The sequence below is a fragment of the Ahrensia sp. R2A130 genome, assembly GCF_000179775.1.
Lineage (GTDB): Bacteria > Pseudomonadota > Alphaproteobacteria > Rhizobiales > Rhizobiaceae > Pseudahrensia.
The window spans coordinates 602,072-620,352 of the sequence record NZ_AEEB01000003.1; the positions used below are offsets into that span (position 1 = coordinate 602,072).

At 57.2% G+C, this 18,281-nt stretch carries 17 protein-coding genes; 9 read left to right on the forward strand and 8 right to left on the reverse strand.

The features are described 5' to 3' along the window. Positions 1–2 precede the first annotated feature (2 nt). From glyA to R2A130_RS03725, 5 genes are all read right to left on the reverse strand, one after another. On the reverse strand, positions 3–1,316 hold the full coding sequence (gene glyA / locus R2A130_RS03705; protein WP_009463699.1) for a serine hydroxymethyltransferase: 1,314 nt from the start codon (positions 1,314–1,316) through the stop codon (positions 3–5). A 110-nt stretch (positions 1,317–1,426) separates the two neighbouring features. After that, the gene (locus R2A130_RS03710; RefSeq protein WP_009463700.1) at positions 1,427–2,692 is read right to left on the reverse strand and encodes a murein L,D-transpeptidase; all 1,266 of its coding nucleotides are present in this window, start codon (positions 2,690–2,692) and stop codon (positions 1,427–1,429) included. Between the two features lie 256 nt (positions 2,693–2,948). Continuing rightward, positions 2,949–3,446 (reverse strand): transcriptional regulator LdtR, encoded by a 498-nt coding sequence (ldtR, locus tag R2A130_RS03715; protein WP_198008624.1) that lies wholly within the window; start codon positions 3,444–3,446, stop codon positions 2,949–2,951. A gap of 191 nt (positions 3,447–3,637) precedes the next feature. After that, on the reverse strand, positions 3,638–4,060 hold the full coding sequence (locus R2A130_RS17395; protein ID WP_009463702.1) for a DUF6163 family protein: 423 nt from the start codon (positions 4,058–4,060) through the stop codon (positions 3,638–3,640). Then, on the reverse strand, positions 4,054–5,103 hold the full coding sequence (locus R2A130_RS03725; protein ID WP_040304892.1) for an enoyl-CoA hydratase/isomerase family protein: 1,050 nt from the start codon (positions 5,101–5,103) through the stop codon (positions 4,054–4,056). The genes R2A130_RS17395 and R2A130_RS03725 overlap by 7 nt, the downstream gene beginning before the upstream one ends. Before the next feature lie 165 nt (positions 5,104–5,268). Here R2A130_RS03725 and hemB point away from each other — a divergent pair, with 165 nt between their 5' ends. From hemB to R2A130_RS03750, 5 genes are all read left to right on the forward strand, one after another. Then, a complete protein-coding gene (gene hemB / locus R2A130_RS03730) occupies positions 5,269–6,315 on the forward strand; it encodes a porphobilinogen synthase (protein WP_009463705.1) in 1,047 nt (348 codons plus the stop codon). A gap of 79 nt (positions 6,316–6,394) precedes the next feature. Next, positions 6,395–6,856, forward strand: coding sequence for an RDD family protein (locus R2A130_RS03735; protein ID WP_009463706.1), 462 nt, complete (start codon positions 6,395–6,397; stop codon positions 6,854–6,856). Positions 6,857–6,982: 126 nt separating this feature from the next. Then, positions 6,983–8,818 (forward strand): SLC13 family permease, encoded by a 1,836-nt coding sequence (locus R2A130_RS03740; RefSeq protein ID WP_009463707.1) that lies wholly within the window; start codon positions 6,983–6,985, stop codon positions 8,816–8,818. Positions 8,819–8,822: 4 nt separating this feature from the next. After that, positions 8,823–9,572 carry an arginyltransferase gene (locus R2A130_RS03745; RefSeq protein ID WP_009463708.1) on the forward strand — a complete coding sequence of 250 codons (750 nt, stop codon included), beginning with the start codon at positions 8,823–8,825 and terminating at the stop codon, positions 9,570–9,572. Then, positions 9,569–10,936: a serine hydrolase gene (locus R2A130_RS03750; protein ID WP_009463709.1), complete on the forward strand. Its 1,368-nt coding sequence runs from the start codon at positions 9,569–9,571 to the stop codon at positions 10,934–10,936. The genes R2A130_RS03745 and R2A130_RS03750 overlap by 4 nt, the downstream gene beginning before the upstream one ends. Before the next feature lie 3 nt (positions 10,937–10,939). Here the strand turns inward: R2A130_RS03750 and parC are convergent, their stop codons facing one another. Next, complete coding sequence (parC, locus tag R2A130_RS03755) at positions 10,940–13,219, reverse strand: DNA topoisomerase IV subunit A (RefSeq protein WP_040304896.1); 2,280 nt, start codon at positions 13,217–13,219, stop codon at positions 10,940–10,942. A 125-nt stretch (positions 13,220–13,344) separates the two neighbouring features. Between parC and R2A130_RS03760 the strand changes: the two genes are divergently transcribed. After that, positions 13,345–14,793, forward strand: a complete 1,449-nt coding sequence (locus R2A130_RS03760) for a hypothetical protein (RefSeq protein WP_009463725.1) — start codon at positions 13,345–13,347, stop codon at positions 14,791–14,793. A gap of 3 nt (positions 14,794–14,796) precedes the next feature. On the opposite strand, the gene R2A130_RS03765 is transcribed toward R2A130_RS03760, so the two are convergent. After that, the gene (locus R2A130_RS03765) at positions 14,797–15,393 is read right to left on the reverse strand and encodes a LysE family translocator (protein WP_040304613.1); all 597 of its coding nucleotides are present in this window, start codon (positions 15,391–15,393) and stop codon (positions 14,797–14,799) included. A 102-nt stretch (positions 15,394–15,495) separates the two neighbouring features. On the opposite strand from R2A130_RS03765, the gene R2A130_RS03770 reads away from it, so the two are divergent. Genes R2A130_RS03770 through R2A130_RS03780 form a run of 3 tightly spaced genes read left to right on the forward strand, consistent with a single transcriptional unit; the run spans position 15,496 to position 17,223 of the window. After that, the gene (locus R2A130_RS03770) at positions 15,496–15,966 is read left to right on the forward strand and encodes a hypothetical protein (protein WP_009463728.1); all 471 of its coding nucleotides are present in this window, start codon (positions 15,496–15,498) and stop codon (positions 15,964–15,966) included. A gap of 5 nt (positions 15,967–15,971) precedes the next feature. After that, complete coding sequence (locus R2A130_RS03775) at positions 15,972–16,553, forward strand: hypothetical protein (protein ID WP_009463729.1); 582 nt, start codon at positions 15,972–15,974, stop codon at positions 16,551–16,553. A gap of 4 nt (positions 16,554–16,557) precedes the next feature. After that, on the forward strand, positions 16,558–17,223 hold the full coding sequence (locus R2A130_RS03780; RefSeq protein ID WP_009463730.1) for an SCO family protein: 666 nt from the start codon (positions 16,558–16,560) through the stop codon (positions 17,221–17,223). Between the two features lie 41 nt (positions 17,224–17,264). Here the strand turns inward: R2A130_RS03780 and R2A130_RS03785 are convergent, their stop codons facing one another. Then, on the reverse strand, positions 17,265–18,203 hold the full coding sequence (locus R2A130_RS03785) for a LysR family transcriptional regulator (RefSeq protein WP_009463731.1): 939 nt from the start codon (positions 18,201–18,203) through the stop codon (positions 17,265–17,267). Between the last annotated feature and the right edge of the window lie 78 nt (positions 18,204–18,281).

The following is an 18,281-nucleotide window of genomic DNA, read 5'->3' on the forward strand; positions in this document are numbered from 1 at the left end:
GCTTACAGGTTCGGGTAGATCGGGAAGCGGTCGGTGAGCGCGATAATCTTCTTCGCCACGGCCTGCTCGACTTCGCCGTTACCGTCTTCGCCGTTAGCAGCAAGCCCGTCCAGCACTTCCAGAATGCATTCGCCGACCTGCTGGAATTCGGCAACTCCGAAGCCGCGTGTGGTGGCAGCAGGCGTTCCCAAACGAACGCCGGAGGTCACCATCGGCTTTTCAGGGTCGAACGGCACACCGTTCTTATTGCAGGTCATGTTCGCACGACCAAGTGCTGCCTCAGCAGCCTTGCCCGTCACGCCTTTGGGTCGAAGGTCGACCAGCAAAACGTGGGTGTCCGTGCCGCCGGATACGAGATCCAGCCCGCCTGCCCGCAGCGTTTCGCCAAGCGCCTTCGCGTTCTCGACAACATCGGCAACATAAGAACGATATTCCGGTGTCAGCGCTTCGCCGAACGCGACCGCTTTACCCGCGATGACGTGCATAAGCGGGCCGCCCTGAATGCCGGGGAAGATCGCAGAGTTGAATTTCTTCGCCAGCGCTTCATCGTTGGTCAAAATGATGCCGCCACGTGGACCACGCAGTGTTTTGTGCGTCGTCGACGTCGCCACATGGGCATGAGGAAACGGGCTTGGATGCGCGCCACCGGCCACGAGACCGGAGAAATGCGCCATATCCACCAGCAGATAAGCACCGACGCTATCGGCAATCTCACGGAAACGGGCAAAGTCGATCTGACGCGGATAGGCGGAACCACCGGCGATAATCATCTTCGGCTGGTGCTCTTTGGCAAGCGCTTCGACCTGATCGAAGTCCACCAGATCGTCTTCCTTGCGCACTCCATACTGAATAGCGTTGAACCATTTACCGGACTGGTTGGGTTTCGCACCATGGGTCAGGTGACCACCGGCGTCCAACGACATGCCGAGAATTGTATCGCCGGGCTGAAGCAGCGCCAGGAACACGGCCTGATTGGCCTGCGAACCGGAATTCGGCTGAACATTCGCAAAACCGCAATCGAACAATTTGCAAATACGCTCGATGGCCAGATCTTCGGCAATATCGACGAATTCGCAACCACCATAATAGCGGCGGCCTGAATAGCCTTCCGCATATTTGTTGGTCATGATCGAACCCTGCGCTTCCAAAACGGCGCGGGACACGATGTTTTCCGATGCGATCAGCTCGACTTCATGCTGCTGACGACCAAGTTCGCCGCTTATCGCCTTCGCAATAGCAGGGTCCGTATCGGCAAGCGAACGATTGAAGAATGTGTCGTGGATCGATCCGGGGACCAGTTTTTCAGCAGAAGCCATGAGGCACCTCTAAGGGCAAAAAAGCAGTTGATCGCGTCTTAAACCAACAGCAGGCACAACCCAAGGGCTGCACCTGCGACAAGTTTTGGGAAATTTGCGTCTGAAAGAGCTTAATTCTGGCTCAACACCAGTTCGTCCACACCATCACGCTGGTAGATATCATCACGGAAGTGCGCGACGCCGCTCGTGTTCGACCATGCGCTGACATAGGCGAAATAGACGGGAACCGGAGCGGTCAGCTTCAGATCGGTACGGTCACCGGAGGCGATGATGCTCTCGATATTGGAGCGGGACGCGCCGGGCGTGTCCTTGGCCAACCACACCAGCAGATCGCGCACGTTCTTCACGCGCACACAACCGGACGACTCAAAGCGCAGAAGCTTGTTGAAAATGCCTTTTTGCGGCGTGTCGTGCATGTAAACGGCGTGTGGATTGGGGAAATTGATCTTTACCGAACCCATAGCGTTGATGCGGCCAGGCTCCTGGCGAAAGCGTAGCTTGACCGCCTCTTCCGTGTTCCAATTCACCGACTGCGGAGAAACCTCTTGGCTGTTGCCGTCGAAGAGCAGGATTTTGTTCTCGGTCAGGTAATTCGGGTTTTTCCGCATCAGCGGAATAATGTCCTTCAAAATGATCGACTTCGGTGCCGTCCAATAAGGATTGAGGTTCAGCTCATAAATCTTCGAATTGAGAATCGGCGTCTGGCGGCTTTCACGACCCACGATTGCCGTGTGACGCTGGGCAACGCGGCCCAGTTCGACGGCTTCGATTTCAGCGGCAGGAATGTTCACCATCACATAGCGATCACCCAGATAGCCGGACATGGCTTTCAGGCGCACGAGGTTGGTTTGCAGCTGACCAAGGCGGATTGGAGCCGAAACGTTCAACGCAGCAAAGGAATAACGCCCCATAACACCATCGGACGGCAGACCGTGGCGCGCCTGAAAGCGCTTCACAGCAGCATCGACATATGTGTCGAATTGAGGAGAGACGCCTGCACCGCGCGGCAAATCGCCGGAAATGATCAGGCGCTGGCGAAGAGCACGAACGGCATCATCTGAAACACCAAGTTCCAGCTTCTTACCAGCAGGCACGCGTGGCCAGCCGCCGTTGCGGACGATGTTGGAGTATTCAGCAATCGCCTGTTGAACAGAATCGATTGTCTGCGGCGCAAAGATAGGCGTCGAGGTAACGACCTTCGCCTTTGTCGGCGCGGTGGCATCGAAGGAATCGTTCCAGCTGTCGCGGTTTGGCGCGTTCAGGATGCGGTCGATCGCAGTTTCAGCCAGTGCCTGGTGGGGCAGTGCCGCAGCAGATGCAGAAGCGAGAGCAAGACCGAGTGCGGTGCGACGGGAAATAGGGGTATTTGCGGACATGGTGAAACAAGTGCCTTGGTTCTTACGGACGGTTCATAGAGGGACCGTACTCCGCACCATATCTGGCCCCTCACGCACCGATAATCTAGGGCGAGAATGGTAAACAGTTGATGATAGAAAATCCCTACGAGGTATCGCCTACCCTTCTATTGTGGCAAAATTGGCAAAACCGAACGGCTTTACCTCCGCATCCGCCGCTGTTGCGATGGATACGAAGGGGAACACGTCGCGCCGAGGCCGCAGCGCGGCTCGCTTTTTACAGGCGGTAAAGGATCTGGTCTGTCCAGAAGCGCTCAAGACGCTGAAGCGACTTGTTGAGCTTCTCGAAGCTGGCCGGGTCGATTTCACCGATCTGCTCCAGAGACTGGGTGTGACGCTCGTACAAAGCATCGACCATACCGGCAATTTTCTTGCCTTCATCCGTCAGGCTTACACGAACCGAACGACGGTCGGTGCGCGAACGCTGGTGATGGATATAGCCCATATCGACCAGCTTCTTGAGATTGTAGGAAACATTCGAGCCGAGATAGTAGCCGCGTGTGCGCAACTCACCGGCTGTTAGTTCGCTGTCGCCCAGATTGTAGAGCAGCAAAGCCTGAACAGCGTTGATATCGGAAATGCCGTTACGTTCGAATTCGTCCTTGATGACATCGAGCAGGCGACGGTGGAGACGTTCCACCAGCGTAAGAGCCTCAAGATAGACCGGCTTGATGTCAGTCTTATCGGTAGGTTGTTCGGCTGGTAAGCCGATCATTTCTGCGGTGTTCGCGTTGTTCATTGTGTGGCCTCGTTGTTCTGTTGCGGCGGATCATGTCGTCTGCCTTGCAACACAATGTAGCCACGTCGAATAAAATTTGAGTCAAACGACAGCCTTAAGGTGAAGTTACCAAGTGAATCGCAAATTATTGAAAACATTGATTTTAATTTTAGCGAAAGGCTGTTTGATCAGGCTTTCTTCGTGACGATCAAACCGACGATCAGCAAAACCAGGTAGATCGCCAAACTGGCGCCGTGGAAAATCAGCAGTTCCAGTTGCCACTGCAAACCACTGGCAAACGTGAAGAACGCAGCACAATGCAGCGCGACCGCCATAAACCACACCACGCGGCCCCACGCATTGCCCGTCCATAGCCCCACAGCCACCACCGGCAGCAACACGGCCTGCACAGCGCTGTAGCTGCGCCAGGTGGCATCCATCGTATCGAAACTGTTAGCATCGCCAGGCCAAAAACCGATCATCCGCAGCCACGCGTGAACGGCCAGTGCGAAGAAGCCCAGCGCGACGAGGCCGAGAAAAACCGTTATGATAACTTCGACCACCTTCGCTGCGCCGGTTTTGGTTCGTTGCTCGTTAGCGAGGATCACCATAGCGGCGGCACTCCTTCTGGAAGATCGGCGAAACAGGCGTCCACCATCTCCGGCGTCACATCTTCCAACCGCGCAGGTTGCCACTTAGGCGCGCCGTCTTTGTCGATGATCGCCGCCCGAATGCCTTCACGGAAATCCGGCGCGGTGAGCATGGAGCGAACAAGACGATACTCCATCTCCATACAGCCGCGCATATCAAGACCGCGACCTTTCCGAACCAGACGGTTTGCGACGAAGAGACTAAGCGGTGCCATGGCCCGCATTTTCGCCGCTATACTTTCAGCTGCGTTAGAGCCGTTGGCTTCCAATGCTGCGATCATGGAGAGCGGGTCGTCTTGAGAAAAAGCGGCGGCAATCAATTCCGCATCACCAGCCAAAGCACAGTTCTGCTTGATGATTGCCGCATCGGCCAGAATCTCATCGACATTGCCACCTTCGCATAATCGCTCAACGACAACATCGAACTGCTCGCCTGGTACATGGTGGCTTGCAAGCCCCAGCTGCACAGCGTCCGGCGCTTTTATACGGATACCGGTCATACCGATGAACAACCCGGCTTTTACACTGAGAGGCCCTTTCAACCGCGACAACAGATAGGACGCACCAACGTCAGGAAAGAAGCCGATCCCGACCTCCGGCATCGCAAACCGCGCCTGATCGCCCATCACAACGTGTGAGCCGTGATACGAAACACCAACGCCACCGCCCATCACGATACCATCCACCATTGCGATATATGGCTTTGGGTACGCGTGGATGCGCTCGTTCAGCCGGTACTCGCGCACGAAAAAATCGAAATCGAACGCGCCAGTCACGGCCTGATCGTAAAGCTGGCGAATATCGCCACCGGCGCTGAACGCCCTGCCCGGCACCGCGCGGATGATGATGCGGGTGACGCGCTCATCATCCTCCCAAGCATCCAACGCAGCCGCGATGCCATCCACCATGTCAGAAGTTATCGCATTGAGCGCGTGTTGACGGTCGAGCGTGATGATGCCCGCCTTCCCTTCAATCTCGAAGCTGATGTCGTGCGTCTCGGCCATGACGCTTTCAAACATGATTTGCACTTTTGGTCACGCTTTACGGCGCGCACTCACCATCTGAATCAAACTTTCACCCGATTCTATCATCTGCGCTTGGCGAAACGGTTTTTCCCGCGCTAGGACTGTCCAACACATTGGACAAAACGTCCTTGACGGAGACGAGCCTTGGTCACCCCGAAGAAACCAACCGACACTTCCCATCTTATCGACGAGTTGACCGGAAGTTCCCGTCTGCGCCGCACCCGCCGCTGCCCCTGGATGCGGGCCATGGTGGCTGAAGCGCGCCTGTCGCCGGCTGATCTCATCCTGCCGATCTTCCTGATCGAAGGTGAAGATCGCGAAGAGAGCATAGACGCCATGCCCGGCGTTTCCCGCTTCACCATCGACCATGCTGTCCTCGTCGCCAAAAAAGCGGCCAGTCTCGGCATTCCTCTCATTGCCCCCTTCCCCAATGTGGCGCTGGAAAAACGCGACACCACGGGTTCGGAAATCACCAACCCCGACAACATCATCTGCGAGTTCATCCGCGCGGTGAAAGCGGCGGTGCCGGAAATCGGCGTGATGACTGATGCCGCGCTCGACCCCTTCACCGACCACGGTCACGACGGCGTGCTGCGCGACGGTGAGATCGTGAATGATGAAAGCGTCGAGCAAATAGTCGCCGGTGCATTGGTTCAAGCCGAGGCCGGAGCAGACATCATCGCACCATCCGATATGATGGACGGCCGCATCGGTGCAATTCGTGTCGCGCTGGACGAAGCCGGATATCAAGACGTAGCGATCATGTCCTACACCGCAAAATATGCGTCCGGCTTCTATGGACCTTATCGTGAAGCGATCGGCACCGAAGGTCTGCTGCAGGGCGATAAAAAGACCTACTATATCGACCCGGCCAATTCCGAAGACGCAATGCGAGAAGCACAACAGGATATCGATGAAGGCGCAGACATGCTCATGGTCAAACCCGGCATGCCCTATCTCGATATTGTCCGCCGCATGAAGGACGAATTCTCCATGCCCGTTTTCGCCTACCAGGTGAGCGGCGAATACACGATGATCGAGCTGGCAGCAGCCGCCGGAGTGGTGGATGGCGACCGCGTCCGCATGGAAAGTCTGATCGCCTTCAAACGCGCCGGTGCTGACGGGATTTTGACATATCACGCCATGCACATTGCGGAAAAGCTAAACGCGCAAAGCCCCGCAATCACGTGAGAAAATCAGCTTTCGCTTGAACGGCACCCTGCTCATTCCCATATATTAGGGGAACGAGGCAGACCGAAAGCGGACATCCATGAACGATACAGTAATCGACAATCAGACCGGAGCGCGGGTCGTGACAGCGCAGGAATTGGACGGCGTCCGCACCGCGCGAACCTTCGCGTTCCTGATCGACTATCTTATCATTGCGGTGCTTTGTATTCCTTTCGCCATCATAGTCGCAATTCTGGGCATTCCAACACTTGGTCTCGCATGGGGCCTTTTCCCGGTGCTGCCATTTGTCGTGGCAGGCTTCTATAACGCTTTTACCATGGGCGGTGAACGTCAAGCGACCGTCGGCATGTCCATGATGGGCATCAAGGTGAACCGTTTGGACGGCGAAAAGCTGAACCCTGTGATCGCCGTCCTGCACGTCGTGCTCTTCTGGTTCATCCAGGGCATTGCCGTGTTCCTGCCGCTTCTCGTGTCATTCTTCTCATCGAAAAAGCGCCTGCTGCACGATATTCTGCTCGGCACATATGTTGGTCGCGCCTAAGCCTGCCACTTTAATACAGGCATAGCGGAACCGCCGCACCGCAACTGGCTTTATATAGCGCCCGCAACCAGCTAGGTTTGCGAGCGCTTTGCGGGATGGTCCCGCTCAGGACCGGCGGCTCGCTTCATGGACAATCTGCACATGTGGGTGACCTTCGGGATCATCACCTGCACCATCATTGCCTTTGCGTCGGAACGCTGGTCGATCGAAGGCGTATCGCTGGCAACCATCGTTGCGCTCATGGCGCTGTTTACGCTGGTGCCGCGCCCCGAAATTTCCGAAGAACAGGCAGTGTCCGCCGCTGATCTGCTTCTTGGTTTTGCCAACCCTGCCCTCATCACGGTTTTAGCCCTGCTGGTCATCGGCCAAGCGCTGTTCAACACCGATGCGCTGGAACGGCCGGCGGAAATTCTGTCCCGAGTCGGCGGCTCGAGCCCCACACGAACCATCTTCGTTCTCCTCATTACCGCAGCCGTCACCAGTGCATTTTTGAACAACACACCGGTGGTGGTGATGTTCATTCCCATCGTGATGGCGATTGCGGCCAAGCGTAATTTCGCAGCGTCCTCAGCGCTCATGCCGCTGTCCTATGTCGGCATTTTGGGTGGCATGACGACCCTCATCGGTTCGTCCACCAATCTGCTGGTGGCTGGCGTGGCAGAGCGTTATGACATCATCATCGGCTTCTTCGATTTCACGGTTTTCGGCACTGTTTTGGCAGGCGCAGGCTTTCTCTACGTCATTTTCATCATGCCATTTTTGTTGCGCCGCGATGACCCGTCAGCCGAAACCACCCGCCCATCAGGCAGGCAATTTCTGTCCCAGATCGCGGTGGGAACCGGCCACCCGCTTGAAGGCGAAGAGTCCATCGCTGGCTTCTTTCCATCGCTGGAAGGTATCACCGTCCGCTCCATCCAGCGCGACGGCAAAGCAATCCTGCCGCCGTTCGAAGACATTGCACTTCAAGCCGGTGATACCGTCATTGTTGCAGCAACCCGCAGGGCGTTGACCAAAGCGCTCGCCACCGGCGCAGCAAGCTTGCCTGAAATGCCATCCGACCAGCGCGCCGAAGAACGCCGCTCCGACAAGCTCACGGGCATCACCGAGAACTTCATGATTGCAGAGGCCGTCATTGCACCCGGTTCGCGCTATGCGGGCCGCACTGTGGAAGCGTCGAAAATCCGCGCCAATTACGGCACCATGGTCATCGGCCTGCAACGCCGCTCGTCGATGACGCGCGGGCTGGTTCGCAATATCCGTCTGGAACCGGGCGATACGGTGTTGATCGGCGGCCTGCCGGAAGACATCGAGCGCCTGCGCCAAAGCCGCGAGCTGCTGCTGCTGGAACAATCTGCCGGCGAAGTGCCGCTGCGCGCCTACGCACCCCGCGCCATCGCAATTTTTGCCTGTGTTATTCTCGCAGCTTCTACCGGCATCATGCCCATCGTTGCAGCCGCCATCATCGGTGCCTACGCGGTCATTGCCGCAGGGTGCCTGTCCATCCGGCAAGCCGCAAATTCCTTCGACCGACAAATTTTCATGATGGTCGGCGCATCGCTTGCCGCCGCCATCGCCATGGAACGAACGGGGGGCGCTGCGGCCATCGCCAACGGTGTCGTCGACCTGATGGCCGGGCAATCGGCAGCGGTGGTGTTGTCCGCACTCTTCATCGTCACAGCTTTCCTGACTAATGTTCTGTCCAATAATGCAACCGCCGTGCTGTTCACCCCCATCGCCATCGGTATCGCCACGAAGCTGAATGCCCCGATCGAAGCCTTCATCGTCTGCATCATTTTTGCCGCTAACTGTTCGTTTGCAACGCCCGTCGGCTATCAAACCAATCTGCTGGTGCTCGGCCCGGGCCGTTACAAATTCTCCGACTATCTGAAGGCAGGCGTGCCCCTCATAATTTTACTCTGGATCGTCTTTTCATTCGCAGCGCCGATCTATTACGGTCTGTGATGACATGACCGCTCATTCGCTCGACACACCGCAATTCTACCTCACGGCCCCCTCGCCCTGCCCCTATCTGGACGGCTTGCAGGAGCGGAAGGTGTTCACGCATCTGGTGGGAGAAAAAGCACCGGCGGTCCACGCGCAACTGACTGAAGGCGGGTTTCGCCGCAGCCAGAACATCGCCTACCGCCCCGCCTGCGAAAAATGCCGCGCCTGCACCGCAACACGCGTGCTTGTGGACCGCTTCCAGCCCACCAAATCAATGCGCCGCATATGGCGAAGCAACCAAGACCTCATCGGCGAGCTGGTTCCGGCAGCGCCAACTGCCGAGCAATATTCCCTGTTCCGCCGCTATATAGAAAGCCGCCACCGCGACGGCGGCATGGTGGGCATGACAGTCCTCGACTACGCGATGATGATCGAAGACACCCATGTCGACACGGCGCTGATCGAATACCGCAGGCGTGGCGTCGACACCGGCATCACCGGCAAAGGCGAAGGTGAACTCATCGCGGTGGTGCTCTACGACCAGCTGCCCACGGGGCCGTCGATGGTCTATTCCTTTTTTGAGCCTGATGAAGACCGCCGTAGCCTCGGCACTTTCATCATTCTCGACCAAATCGACCGCTCCCGTCGTAATGGGCTTCCCCACTGTCATTTGGGATATTGGGTCGAAGGTTCGCCAAAGATGGACTACAAGGCGCGTTACCTGCCGCAGGAGCGTCTGGGTGTCGCCGGTTGGTATGAGGTTACAGAATGAAGAAATTTTTGCTGGGCGCGCTGGCGCTGGTGGTTTTCGTGATTACGGGAGCAGGCATTTTTCTCGCCGTCGCGCCGCCAGAACGCCTGTTGGTCGCCACCAATTTTGCAGCAAAAATCGTATGCTCCAACACCTATATGGCGGGGCGTGAGGTTGACGAAATTCTCGCCAACGACATCGTACCTGTGGACCCTAGCCTGCAACTTGTCCGCGCTGAAAACGACGAGGCCACCCGCTCCACCCACACCAGCATGTTGGGTCTCTTTGCGAAGGCCAGGGCCGTCCACACGCCAGGGGCCGGTTGCCGCAATGTCTATGGTGATGCGCCGCTGGAGCCATTGCCAAACGCCGAAGCCAAACAGCCGGGCGAGGCCGCGCCGGAAACCGCAATCAACGCAGACCTCCAGAGCATCATCGAAAAGAACGACCTTGTCGGCCCCGGCATGCGGGCGGTCGTCGTTTTGAAAGACGGTAAGATTGTCGCTGAACGCTACGCTGAAGGTTTCGACGCCAAGACCCCACTACTTGGCTGGTCCATGACCAAAACGGTCACCGCCGCCATCATTGGGCGGTTGGAACAACAAGGCGTGTTGTCTCGAACCGACACGGGCTTATTCGATGGCTGGAAGAACGATGAACGCGCCAAGATTTCTTCCGCCGACCTAATGGGCATGGCCAGCGGGTTGAACTGGGATGAAGGCTACGCGGCCGTCTCCGACGTCACCCGCCTGCTCTATCTGGAGCCAGAACCCGCCAACTACGTTCTCGACAAGCCGCTTGACACCGCGGACGGTTCGCGCATCGGCAAGGACTTCACCTATTCCTCCGGCACATCAGTAGCCCTGTCGCGTTACTGGGTGGACAAGCTGGAGGCCTCCCGCGCGTCTGGCCGCAATTTCGCACCGCCGATGCAGTACCCCGAAGTCCAGCTTTTTGAACCAATAGGCATGAAAAACGCGGTAATCGAACGCACGGCTGACGCCTTTATCGGCGGCTCTTATATGTACGCCCCCGCACGCGAATGGGCATTGTTCGGGCAGTTCCTGCTGAATGACGGCAAGGTCGGCGTGCAACAGCTTTTGCCACCGGGCTATGTCGACTGGATGCTGGAACCACACCCGGCATCCGATGGCCGCTACGCACGCGGTCACATGTGGGTAGAACCGCCTCGCGCCCGTGATGCACGCGGCGAACCTGTCGATCCGAAACTGGCAGATGTTCGCTGGTTGGCAGGCCACGACGGCCAGTCCGTCGCGATAGTGCCCAAACAGGGCATCGTTATTGCGCGGCTAGGCCAGACACCCAGCAAGCTGGGTTGGCGTGTAGAAAATCTGGCGCTGGCGGTAATCGAGGCGGCAAAGTAGGCGTTAGCCCGCAAACGTCCCGGACTTTGGAAAGCCCTTCGGCACCATGCGTCCGGCCTGCGCGCGATCTGCGATATATTCCTTCAACTCGTCTGCCGTGCGCGTATGGGTGCGGCCTGCGCTGTCGGTCCAGCTTAGACCGTCAGCCAGCTTGAACAGCCGCGCGTCTTTCACGCCGCCATCCTTGTAGCGCTGCAGCCGAACGCCTTTGCCGCGTCCCATTTCCGGCACTTGATCGAGCGGAAAGATCAGCAGTTTTCGGTTTTCGCCCACCACAGCAACATGGTCACCCGCTTCACCTTCGTGATCGGTTGCAGGACAAAGCTTTGCTTCCACAGGCATCGCCACATTGAGCGATTGCTTGCCCTTACGGGTGTTGGCAATCAGATCAGTCTCCGCCACCACGAAACCGTTGCCCAAAGATGAAACCAGCATCCGCTTGCGGCCCGGTTTGTGGATGAACAGCGACAGAATATCGGCGTCATTGTCCATATCCACCATGATGCGAACCGGCTCGCCATGGCCGCGCCCGCCGGGCAGCTTGTCCGCTGCCAGTGTGTAGAATTTACCGGCAGTGGTGAACATCAGCAGCTTGTCGGTGGTCTCGGCATGAAACGCCGTCAGCAGCTTGTCGCCTTCCTTGAAGGTCAGCGCAGCAAAATCCGGTGCATGGCCTTTCAGCGCTCGTATCCAGCCCTTTTGTGACACCACGATTGTCACCGGCTCCTTCTCGATCATTGCCGCAGCAACCGCATCGAGATCGACTTCCATCGCGGTCTCGAAGGTCGTACGCCGTGCGCCGAGATCGGTTGCCTTGGAGAATTTTTTCTTCGTCTGCCCGACTTCCCAGGCAATCGTCTTCCACTGTAATTCGTCACTGGCCAGCAGCCCTTCGATGGACGCCTTCTCTTCTTTCAGGTCAGAAAACTCCTTGCGAAGTTCCATTTCTTCCAGCTTATGCAGCGCCCGCAAGCGCAGGTTCAAAACGGCCTCTGCCTGTGCGTCGGTCAGTTCGAACCGCGCGATCAACGCCTGTTTCGGATGGTCTTCCGTGCGAATGATGCGGATCACTTCATCAATATTCAGATAGGCGATGATGTAGCCGCCCAGCACCTCCAGGCGTTTCTCGATCTGCGCGAGGCGGTTGCGATTGCGGCGCACCAGCACGACCTTGCGGTGCTCCAGCCATGCTCGCAGCACGTCACGGATCGACATGACCTTCGGCACCTTACCGCCGTCCAGCACATTCATGTTCAGCGGAAAGCGTGTTTCCAGATCGGTCAGTCTGAACAATTGTTCCATCAACAGCGCAGGATCGATTGAGCGAGACTTCGGCGTCAGCACAACGCGAATATCTTCGGCACTTTCATCGTTGATATCGTCCAGCAGCGGCAGCTTTTTCGCCAACAGCAGTTCAGCCGTCTTTTCAATCAGCTTGGACTTGCCGACCTGATAGGGAATTTCGGTGACGACAATCTGCCACTGGCCGCGACCGAGATCTTCCTTTTCCCACCGTGCGCGCAGGCGAAAACCACCTTTGCCGGTCTTGTATGTTTCCAGCATCGAGGCCGGGCTTTCAACGATGATGCCACCGGTCGGGAAATCCGGTCCCGGCACGAATTCCATCAACTTGTCGAAACCGGCATTGGGAAACTTGATGAGATGCAGCGCAGCGTCACAAAGTTCTTCCACATTGTGCGGCGGAATGTTGGTCGCCATGCCCACAGCAATACCGGCAGACCCGTTGGCAAGCAGGTTCGGAAAAGCCGCTGGCAAGACGATCGGTTCTTCGTCTTCTTCGTTGTAGGTTGCGCGAAAATCGACGGCGTCTTCGGTGATGCCCTCAAGCAGCGACATTGCCGCTGGCGTCATCCGCGCTTCGGTGTAGCGCATGGCGGCGGGGTTATCACCGTCCACGTTACCGAAGTTGCCCTGCCCGTCCACCAGCGGATAGCGAACGGCGAACGACTGCGACAGGCGCACGAGCGCATCATAGATCGAGGCATCGCCGTGGGGGTGAAATTTACCCATCACGTCACCGACGATGCGGGCGCATTTGGCAAAGCCCGCTTCGGGGTTGAGCCGCAGCAGGCGCATGGCGTGCAGAATACGCCGGTGCACCGGCTTCATGCCGTCGCGGACGTCCGGCAAAGCGCGGCCCATGATGGTGGACAGCGCATAAGCAAGATATCGCTCTTCGAGCGCGGTTTTCAGATCGATGGGTTCGATACCGCGGTCATCACCGCCGTCCGAATCATCACCAGGTTGGTCGTGTTTTCCCATGGTGTTGCGGTAGCGCAATCGCAGCGTTTTCCCAAGCCCGCGCATACTGTGCGTAAGGTCACGTTTCGCCCATCTTTTATCGTTTATGCTGCAACTAAATCCGAAGCTCTCAAGAAAGCTGTTTCATGTTGAAATTCACCCGCTCCACCCTGCTCGCCTCCGCTGCCATCGTGGCACTGTCACCCGGCGCTTATGCTGCTGAAGGATTGACCCTGCTGAATGAGATGTTCGCTGGCGACGCCAAGCTCACCTATGGCAGCGTCGAAGAAATCGACCCGTCGTCATTTGTTTTGAAAGACGTAAAAATAGACGCGCCCAGCGGTGCCGATATCGAGATGAAGGAACTGGCCGTCAACGGTCTTAAAGAGGCCGATGATCGCGTGATCTACGACGCCATCCGCGCCACCGAGACGAAATTCGTCGACGAGAAGCGCGGCTCGACCGCAGCCATCGCGGTGATCGAAACCAAACTCGGCGACTGGCCGAAAATCCTGATGAAAAAAGACCTCACCGACGAGGAAAAGGCCAAACGCGTTCGCTTCGGCAGCTACAACTTCAGCGGCATCGTTGGCGGCACACGCGACGGTAACTTCACAATCGACGGCGTTTCCCTAACTGACTTCGACGTGCCTTTGCGTGCAGGCGAGATGATGGCGTCCGGCACCAGTGGCCGTTTCAAGATGAGAAGCATCGACGTCGCGAACTTCACCGGCACGGGCAAGGTCGCCAGCGGGCGTATGGGCAAATTCACCCTGTCCGGCCTCGACATGCCGTTCGGCAAAGGCACGTCTCCATTGGCGTTGTTCGATACACCATTGGACATGGAAATCGCAGATGTCTCCGTGTCCGTTGGTGGAGCAGAAGTCTTCTCCATGGCCAGCACCACAACCGCAGTTCGCAAGGCATCCGACGGCGAGTCGTTTACTCAGGAATCCAATATCAAGGACATCCGTGCCGATCTGACCAAAATTCCGGACCCGCGCGCGAAAGCCGTGCTGGGGCAGCTCGGTTACGAGCAGCTGGAAATGAACATGACCGGAACGGGCTCCTACACGCCTTCAACCGGCGTTGCCGCGCTCGACAACATGAACATCAAACTGAAGGACATGTTCGATCTCGACATGGCCTATGCCCTGTCTGGTTACACGGAAGAGTTCATGAAGCGGTTGCAGGACCAACAGGCAAAAGACCTCTCCAACCCCACAAGCCAAGTGTCCCCCGGTGTGATCGCACTGTTGAGCGAACTCGACCTCAACGATTTCAGCCTGTCGCTCACCGACCAATCGTTAACACAACGTCTGCTCGATTTTCAGGGCCAGCAGATGGGCTCCACCGGCGATCAACTGGCCGCTTCCGTACCTATGTTTCTCGGCATGGGTATGGCCAGTCTCGGCATGCCGGATCTGACGGACATGGTGACGAAAGCCGTTGGCACATTCGTGAAGGATAAAGGCACCCTATCGGTCGAGGCCAAACCAGCAGCGCCAGTTTCCGTCGGCAGCCTTATCGTTACCGGCCAAACCAATCCGAAGGCATTGCCGGAAATGTTGAACCTTCAGGTCAAGGCCAAGTAGCGCCTAACCTGAAAAGTTGGACGCAAGCGCCAACCCGACAACAACTAACATCGCCAGTGCCATGGCGATGTTGATGCCGCGCTGAACGGCGGGTCGAAGATCAAGCGAATTCACAGCCACACCCGCTGCCAGCCACAGCACATGGATCGGAATCCAGACCGCATTCAGCAGCACGAATTTCACCGCGATTTCCAGCCAGAGTTGATTTGGAAACATCGGGAAGTTCGAGAACACAAACGTCCCCACCGCATAGGCCTTCGGGTTGATCGCCTGCAGCGTGATACCGCCCCAAAAGCCCGGTGCCTTGTCCGCGCCTATGAACGCGAGCTTCGATCCTGCAAACGCGATTTTCGCTGCCAGATACAGCAGATACGCGGTGGACAGCAGCGTGAAGACCAGCCGCAGGCTTTCATTTGCGAGGAACAGCGCAGCCAACCCGCCAGCGGCCACTGCCATCACCATATTCGAACCCACGAACAGCCCTGCCCCGTAAGCCCAGCCCGCGCGATAGCCGAAGGCTGAACCGACACCGGCCAGCGTCAACACACCCGGCCCCGGGCTGCCCAGAAGCAACAGCATCGCAAAAAGAAAATTCGTCATAGAGGCGATTGCACAATCGTGATCGAAAACGTGAACGGCGGACCATTGCGCCAGACCGCACGGCCTGCAAGCCTGCGACAACTTGGCATTTAGGGAAAACCAATGTTCACACGCTCAAAATCGTTTCTTGCGGCAGCTGGCATAGCCACCACCTCGCTTTTCGCATCTCCAGCCTTCGCTACGGGCGAGACTATCGAAGTCACCGGCGAGGTGATCGACACATGGTGCTACTATTCCGGCGTCATGGGCTTTTCCGAAGCTGTGCGCGGCACGTCCCACCACACATGCGCGCTGTGGTGCGCGGCAGGCGGCATACCGGTCGGCATCCGTACCGAAGATGGCGCGGTCTATATGGTGCTGAAAATCGAAGACGAAGACCCACTTGCCCAGACCGACAAAGTGATGGAATTGGCCAGCGACGAAATTCGCGCCAAGGGCACCCACTACAAGCGTGACGGTGTAAACTACATCCTCGTGGACAAGGTGGTGGAGAACAAAGGCATCACCTTCCGCAGCCATGAAGATTACGATTCCGTGCCGCCGTTTTCCGCTCCCAAGAAACCGAAAGGCTGAACACGATGAGCAGATTTTCAACCAGATTCGTATTTGCTGCAGCCGCCTTGCTCACTGCCACATCCGTGCAAGCCGCAGATTTTTCCGAAGGCTCAACTGCAAAAGAATGGGGCCTATACGGTGAAGAAAAGGCGATGTTCTCCGGCAAAGTCGTGGACATCATGTGCGAACTATCGGGCAATTGTGCAGATAATTGCGGTGATGGCCGCCGCAACCTCGGTGTCGTCCGCGATGCCGACAACGCGCTCGTCATGGTGCTGAAGAACGCCCAGTCCGCCTTCAACGGCGCAACCGCCGATCTCCTGCCCTTCTGCAACAAAGCCGTGGACGTCGATGGCGTGATGATCGGCGATGATGAGGACTCCCCATCACGTTTCTACATGGTCCAGAAGATCCGCGCGAAGGGCGACGCCGAATGGACCAAGGCGAATAAGTGGACCAAAGACTGGGCGAAAAAGAACCCCGACGCCAAAGGCAAAGGCCCATGGTTCCGCCGCGACCCGCGCGTGTTGAAACAACTGGCTGCTGAAGGCCATTTCGGCCTCGGTGTCGAGTTCGATCAGCAATATCTGAAAGACAACGAGTAGCACCGTGCTATCGACCCGCCTCCTCGCGGCAACGGCAATCGTCGGCGGCTTGCTCGTCGGCGGCGCTGCTGCTTGGTTCGGTGAAACAATCGACCCGAAACCGAAAGTCGCCAGCCTGTCTGCCGCGCCGGTCGATACCAGCAACACGCCCGGTTTTCCGCAATTGAAATCCGGCGACTACGAACTCACCGACCAGCACGGCAACACCCGCCGCTCCGCCAGCCCGGACGGCCGACCACAACTGGTATTTTTCGGCTATGGCCACTGCAAGGCCGTCTGCTCACTAGCGCTACCCAACATGGCGGAGGCGACCGAGTTGCTGGACGGCATGGGCATCGCAGCAACGCCCGTCATGGTGACGGTCGACCCCGAGCGCGACACACCAGCCGACCTTCAAATCACGATGGCCAAACACCACCCCCGCATGCTCGGCCTTACCGGCGACGAGAGTGCGCTTGCCGAAGCCTACAAGGCGTTCAACGTGAAAAAGGAATTCCTCTTCACCCACCCCGAAGAAGGCGAAGTGTTCTCACATTCGTCCTTCATTTTCCTGCTGGATGGCGACGGAAAATTCCAAACCATGTTCCCGCCGGTAACGAACCCGGCGCGTATAGCGCAGGTTTCAGCAGGATATATTCGGGCGAAAGATACCAACGCGCCAGCATCATAGGATCAACCTGATCCCATATCAGAACGCCGGCACGTTGCTTTTCAGGCCACGCGCTCGATTACGTTTGGTGCACCCATCGCAGTCTCTTGCGGCCTCCACCCTATGGTGTTGGCAGCGTTAGCGCGCAAAGCATCAGCCACCGCAAGCACCTCGCTTTCAGCATCGGCACGCACCATCATGCCCATCGTGTAATGGTCGAGTTCTGGCAGATTGTGTCTGGCGTCCAGAGGCACAATTTCCCCATCGCAGGATGACAGCGGCAATGGCGCGATTGCCAGATCAGCACGCAAACCCGCCTTTTGGCCTGCCAGATGTGCGCTCTTGAAGGTGATGCAATAATCCCGGTTTTTTGCCTCAAGTTCTTCCAGCGCGTTTTCCCGCCAGACGCATGTTTGCTCCCAAACCGAAACGGGCAACGGCACCCGTTCAGCCGCAATGCCGCCTTTCAAACCCGCCCAAACCATAGCTTCCTTGAACAGTGGTTCGACCTTGCGACTATCGTTGCCATCATTTTGGCAAGTGATAATCACGATATCCAACTCGCTACGTCGGAAAGCTTCATATTGCGGTTCTGAATTCTCGACCGTTACATCGACCCGGATTTGGGGGTGTGTCTTCGCAAAATCGCGCAAGACCGCAGGCAGAAATCTGTCGACCGCATGGTCAATTGCGCCGAGCCTAACCATGCCGGACATTTCCGGTGACACGAATTTCGACACCGTATCAGCGTTCATCGCCAGCATTCGTCTGGCATGGGTTACCAGCGTTTCACCATCTTCGTTCAACGAAACATGGCGGGCTTCGCGAATAAATATCTGCCGTCCCAGCAGTTCTTCAATCCGCTTCACCTGCATGGAAATAGCAGACGGCGTGCGGAAAACAGCCTCGGATGCAGCAGAGAAATTACCCGTATCCGCTATTGCAACAACGGTTCTCAGCAGATCCAGTTCGATCAGCGGTGTTTGTATCTGTTCGGTCATATCAATGCTCCTTACATCAAATCATCAATTAAAATCATAGATAATGTCAAATCTATTCGTTTGATTGAATCGCCAACC

Coding starts and splice junctions, on each gene's coding strand:
- R2A130_RS03710 (WP_009463700.1), bottom strand. CDS start 2,692: ATGTCCGCAAATACCCCTATTTCCCGTCGCACCGCACTCGGTCTTGCT.
- R2A130_RS03770 (WP_009463728.1), top strand. CDS start 15,496: ATGTTCACACGCTCAAAATCGTTTCTTGCGGCAGCTGGCATAGCCACC.
- R2A130_RS03785 (WP_009463731.1), bottom strand. CDS start 18,203: ATGACCGAACAGATACAAACACCGCTGATCGAACTGGATCTGCTGAGA.
- R2A130_RS03750 (WP_009463709.1), top strand. CDS start 9,569: ATGAAGAAATTTTTGCTGGGCGCGCTGGCGCTGGTGGTTTTCGTGATT.
- R2A130_RS03775 (WP_009463729.1), top strand. CDS start 15,972: ATGAGCAGATTTTCAACCAGATTCGTATTTGCTGCAGCCGCCTTGCTC.
- R2A130_RS03760 (WP_009463725.1), top strand. CDS start 13,345: ATGTTGAAATTCACCCGCTCCACCCTGCTCGCCTCCGCTGCCATCGTG.
- ldtR (WP_198008624.1), bottom strand. CDS start 3,446: ATGATCGGCTTACCAGCCGAACAACCTACCGATAAGACTGACATCAAG.
- parC (WP_040304896.1), bottom strand. CDS start 13,219: ATGGGAAAACACGACCAACCTGGTGATGATTCGGACGGCGGTGATGAC.
- R2A130_RS17395 (WP_009463702.1), bottom strand. CDS start 4,060: ATGGTGATCCTCGCTAACGAGCAACGAACCAAAACCGGCGCAGCGAAG.
- R2A130_RS03735 (WP_009463706.1), top strand. CDS start 6,395: ATGAACGATACAGTAATCGACAATCAGACCGGAGCGCGGGTCGTGACA.
- R2A130_RS03740 (WP_009463707.1), top strand. CDS start 6,983: ATGGACAATCTGCACATGTGGGTGACCTTCGGGATCATCACCTGCACC.
- R2A130_RS03745 (WP_009463708.1), top strand. CDS start 8,823: ATGACCGCTCATTCGCTCGACACACCGCAATTCTACCTCACGGCCCCC.
- R2A130_RS03765 (WP_040304613.1), bottom strand. CDS start 15,393: ATGACGAATTTTCTTTTTGCGATGCTGTTGCTTCTGGGCAGCCCGGGG.
- glyA (WP_009463699.1), bottom strand. CDS start 1,316: ATGGCTTCTGCTGAAAAACTGGTCCCCGGATCGATCCACGACACATTC.
- R2A130_RS03725 (WP_040304892.1), bottom strand. CDS start 5,103: ATGGCCGAGACGCACGACATCAGCTTCGAGATTGAAGGGAAGGCGGGC.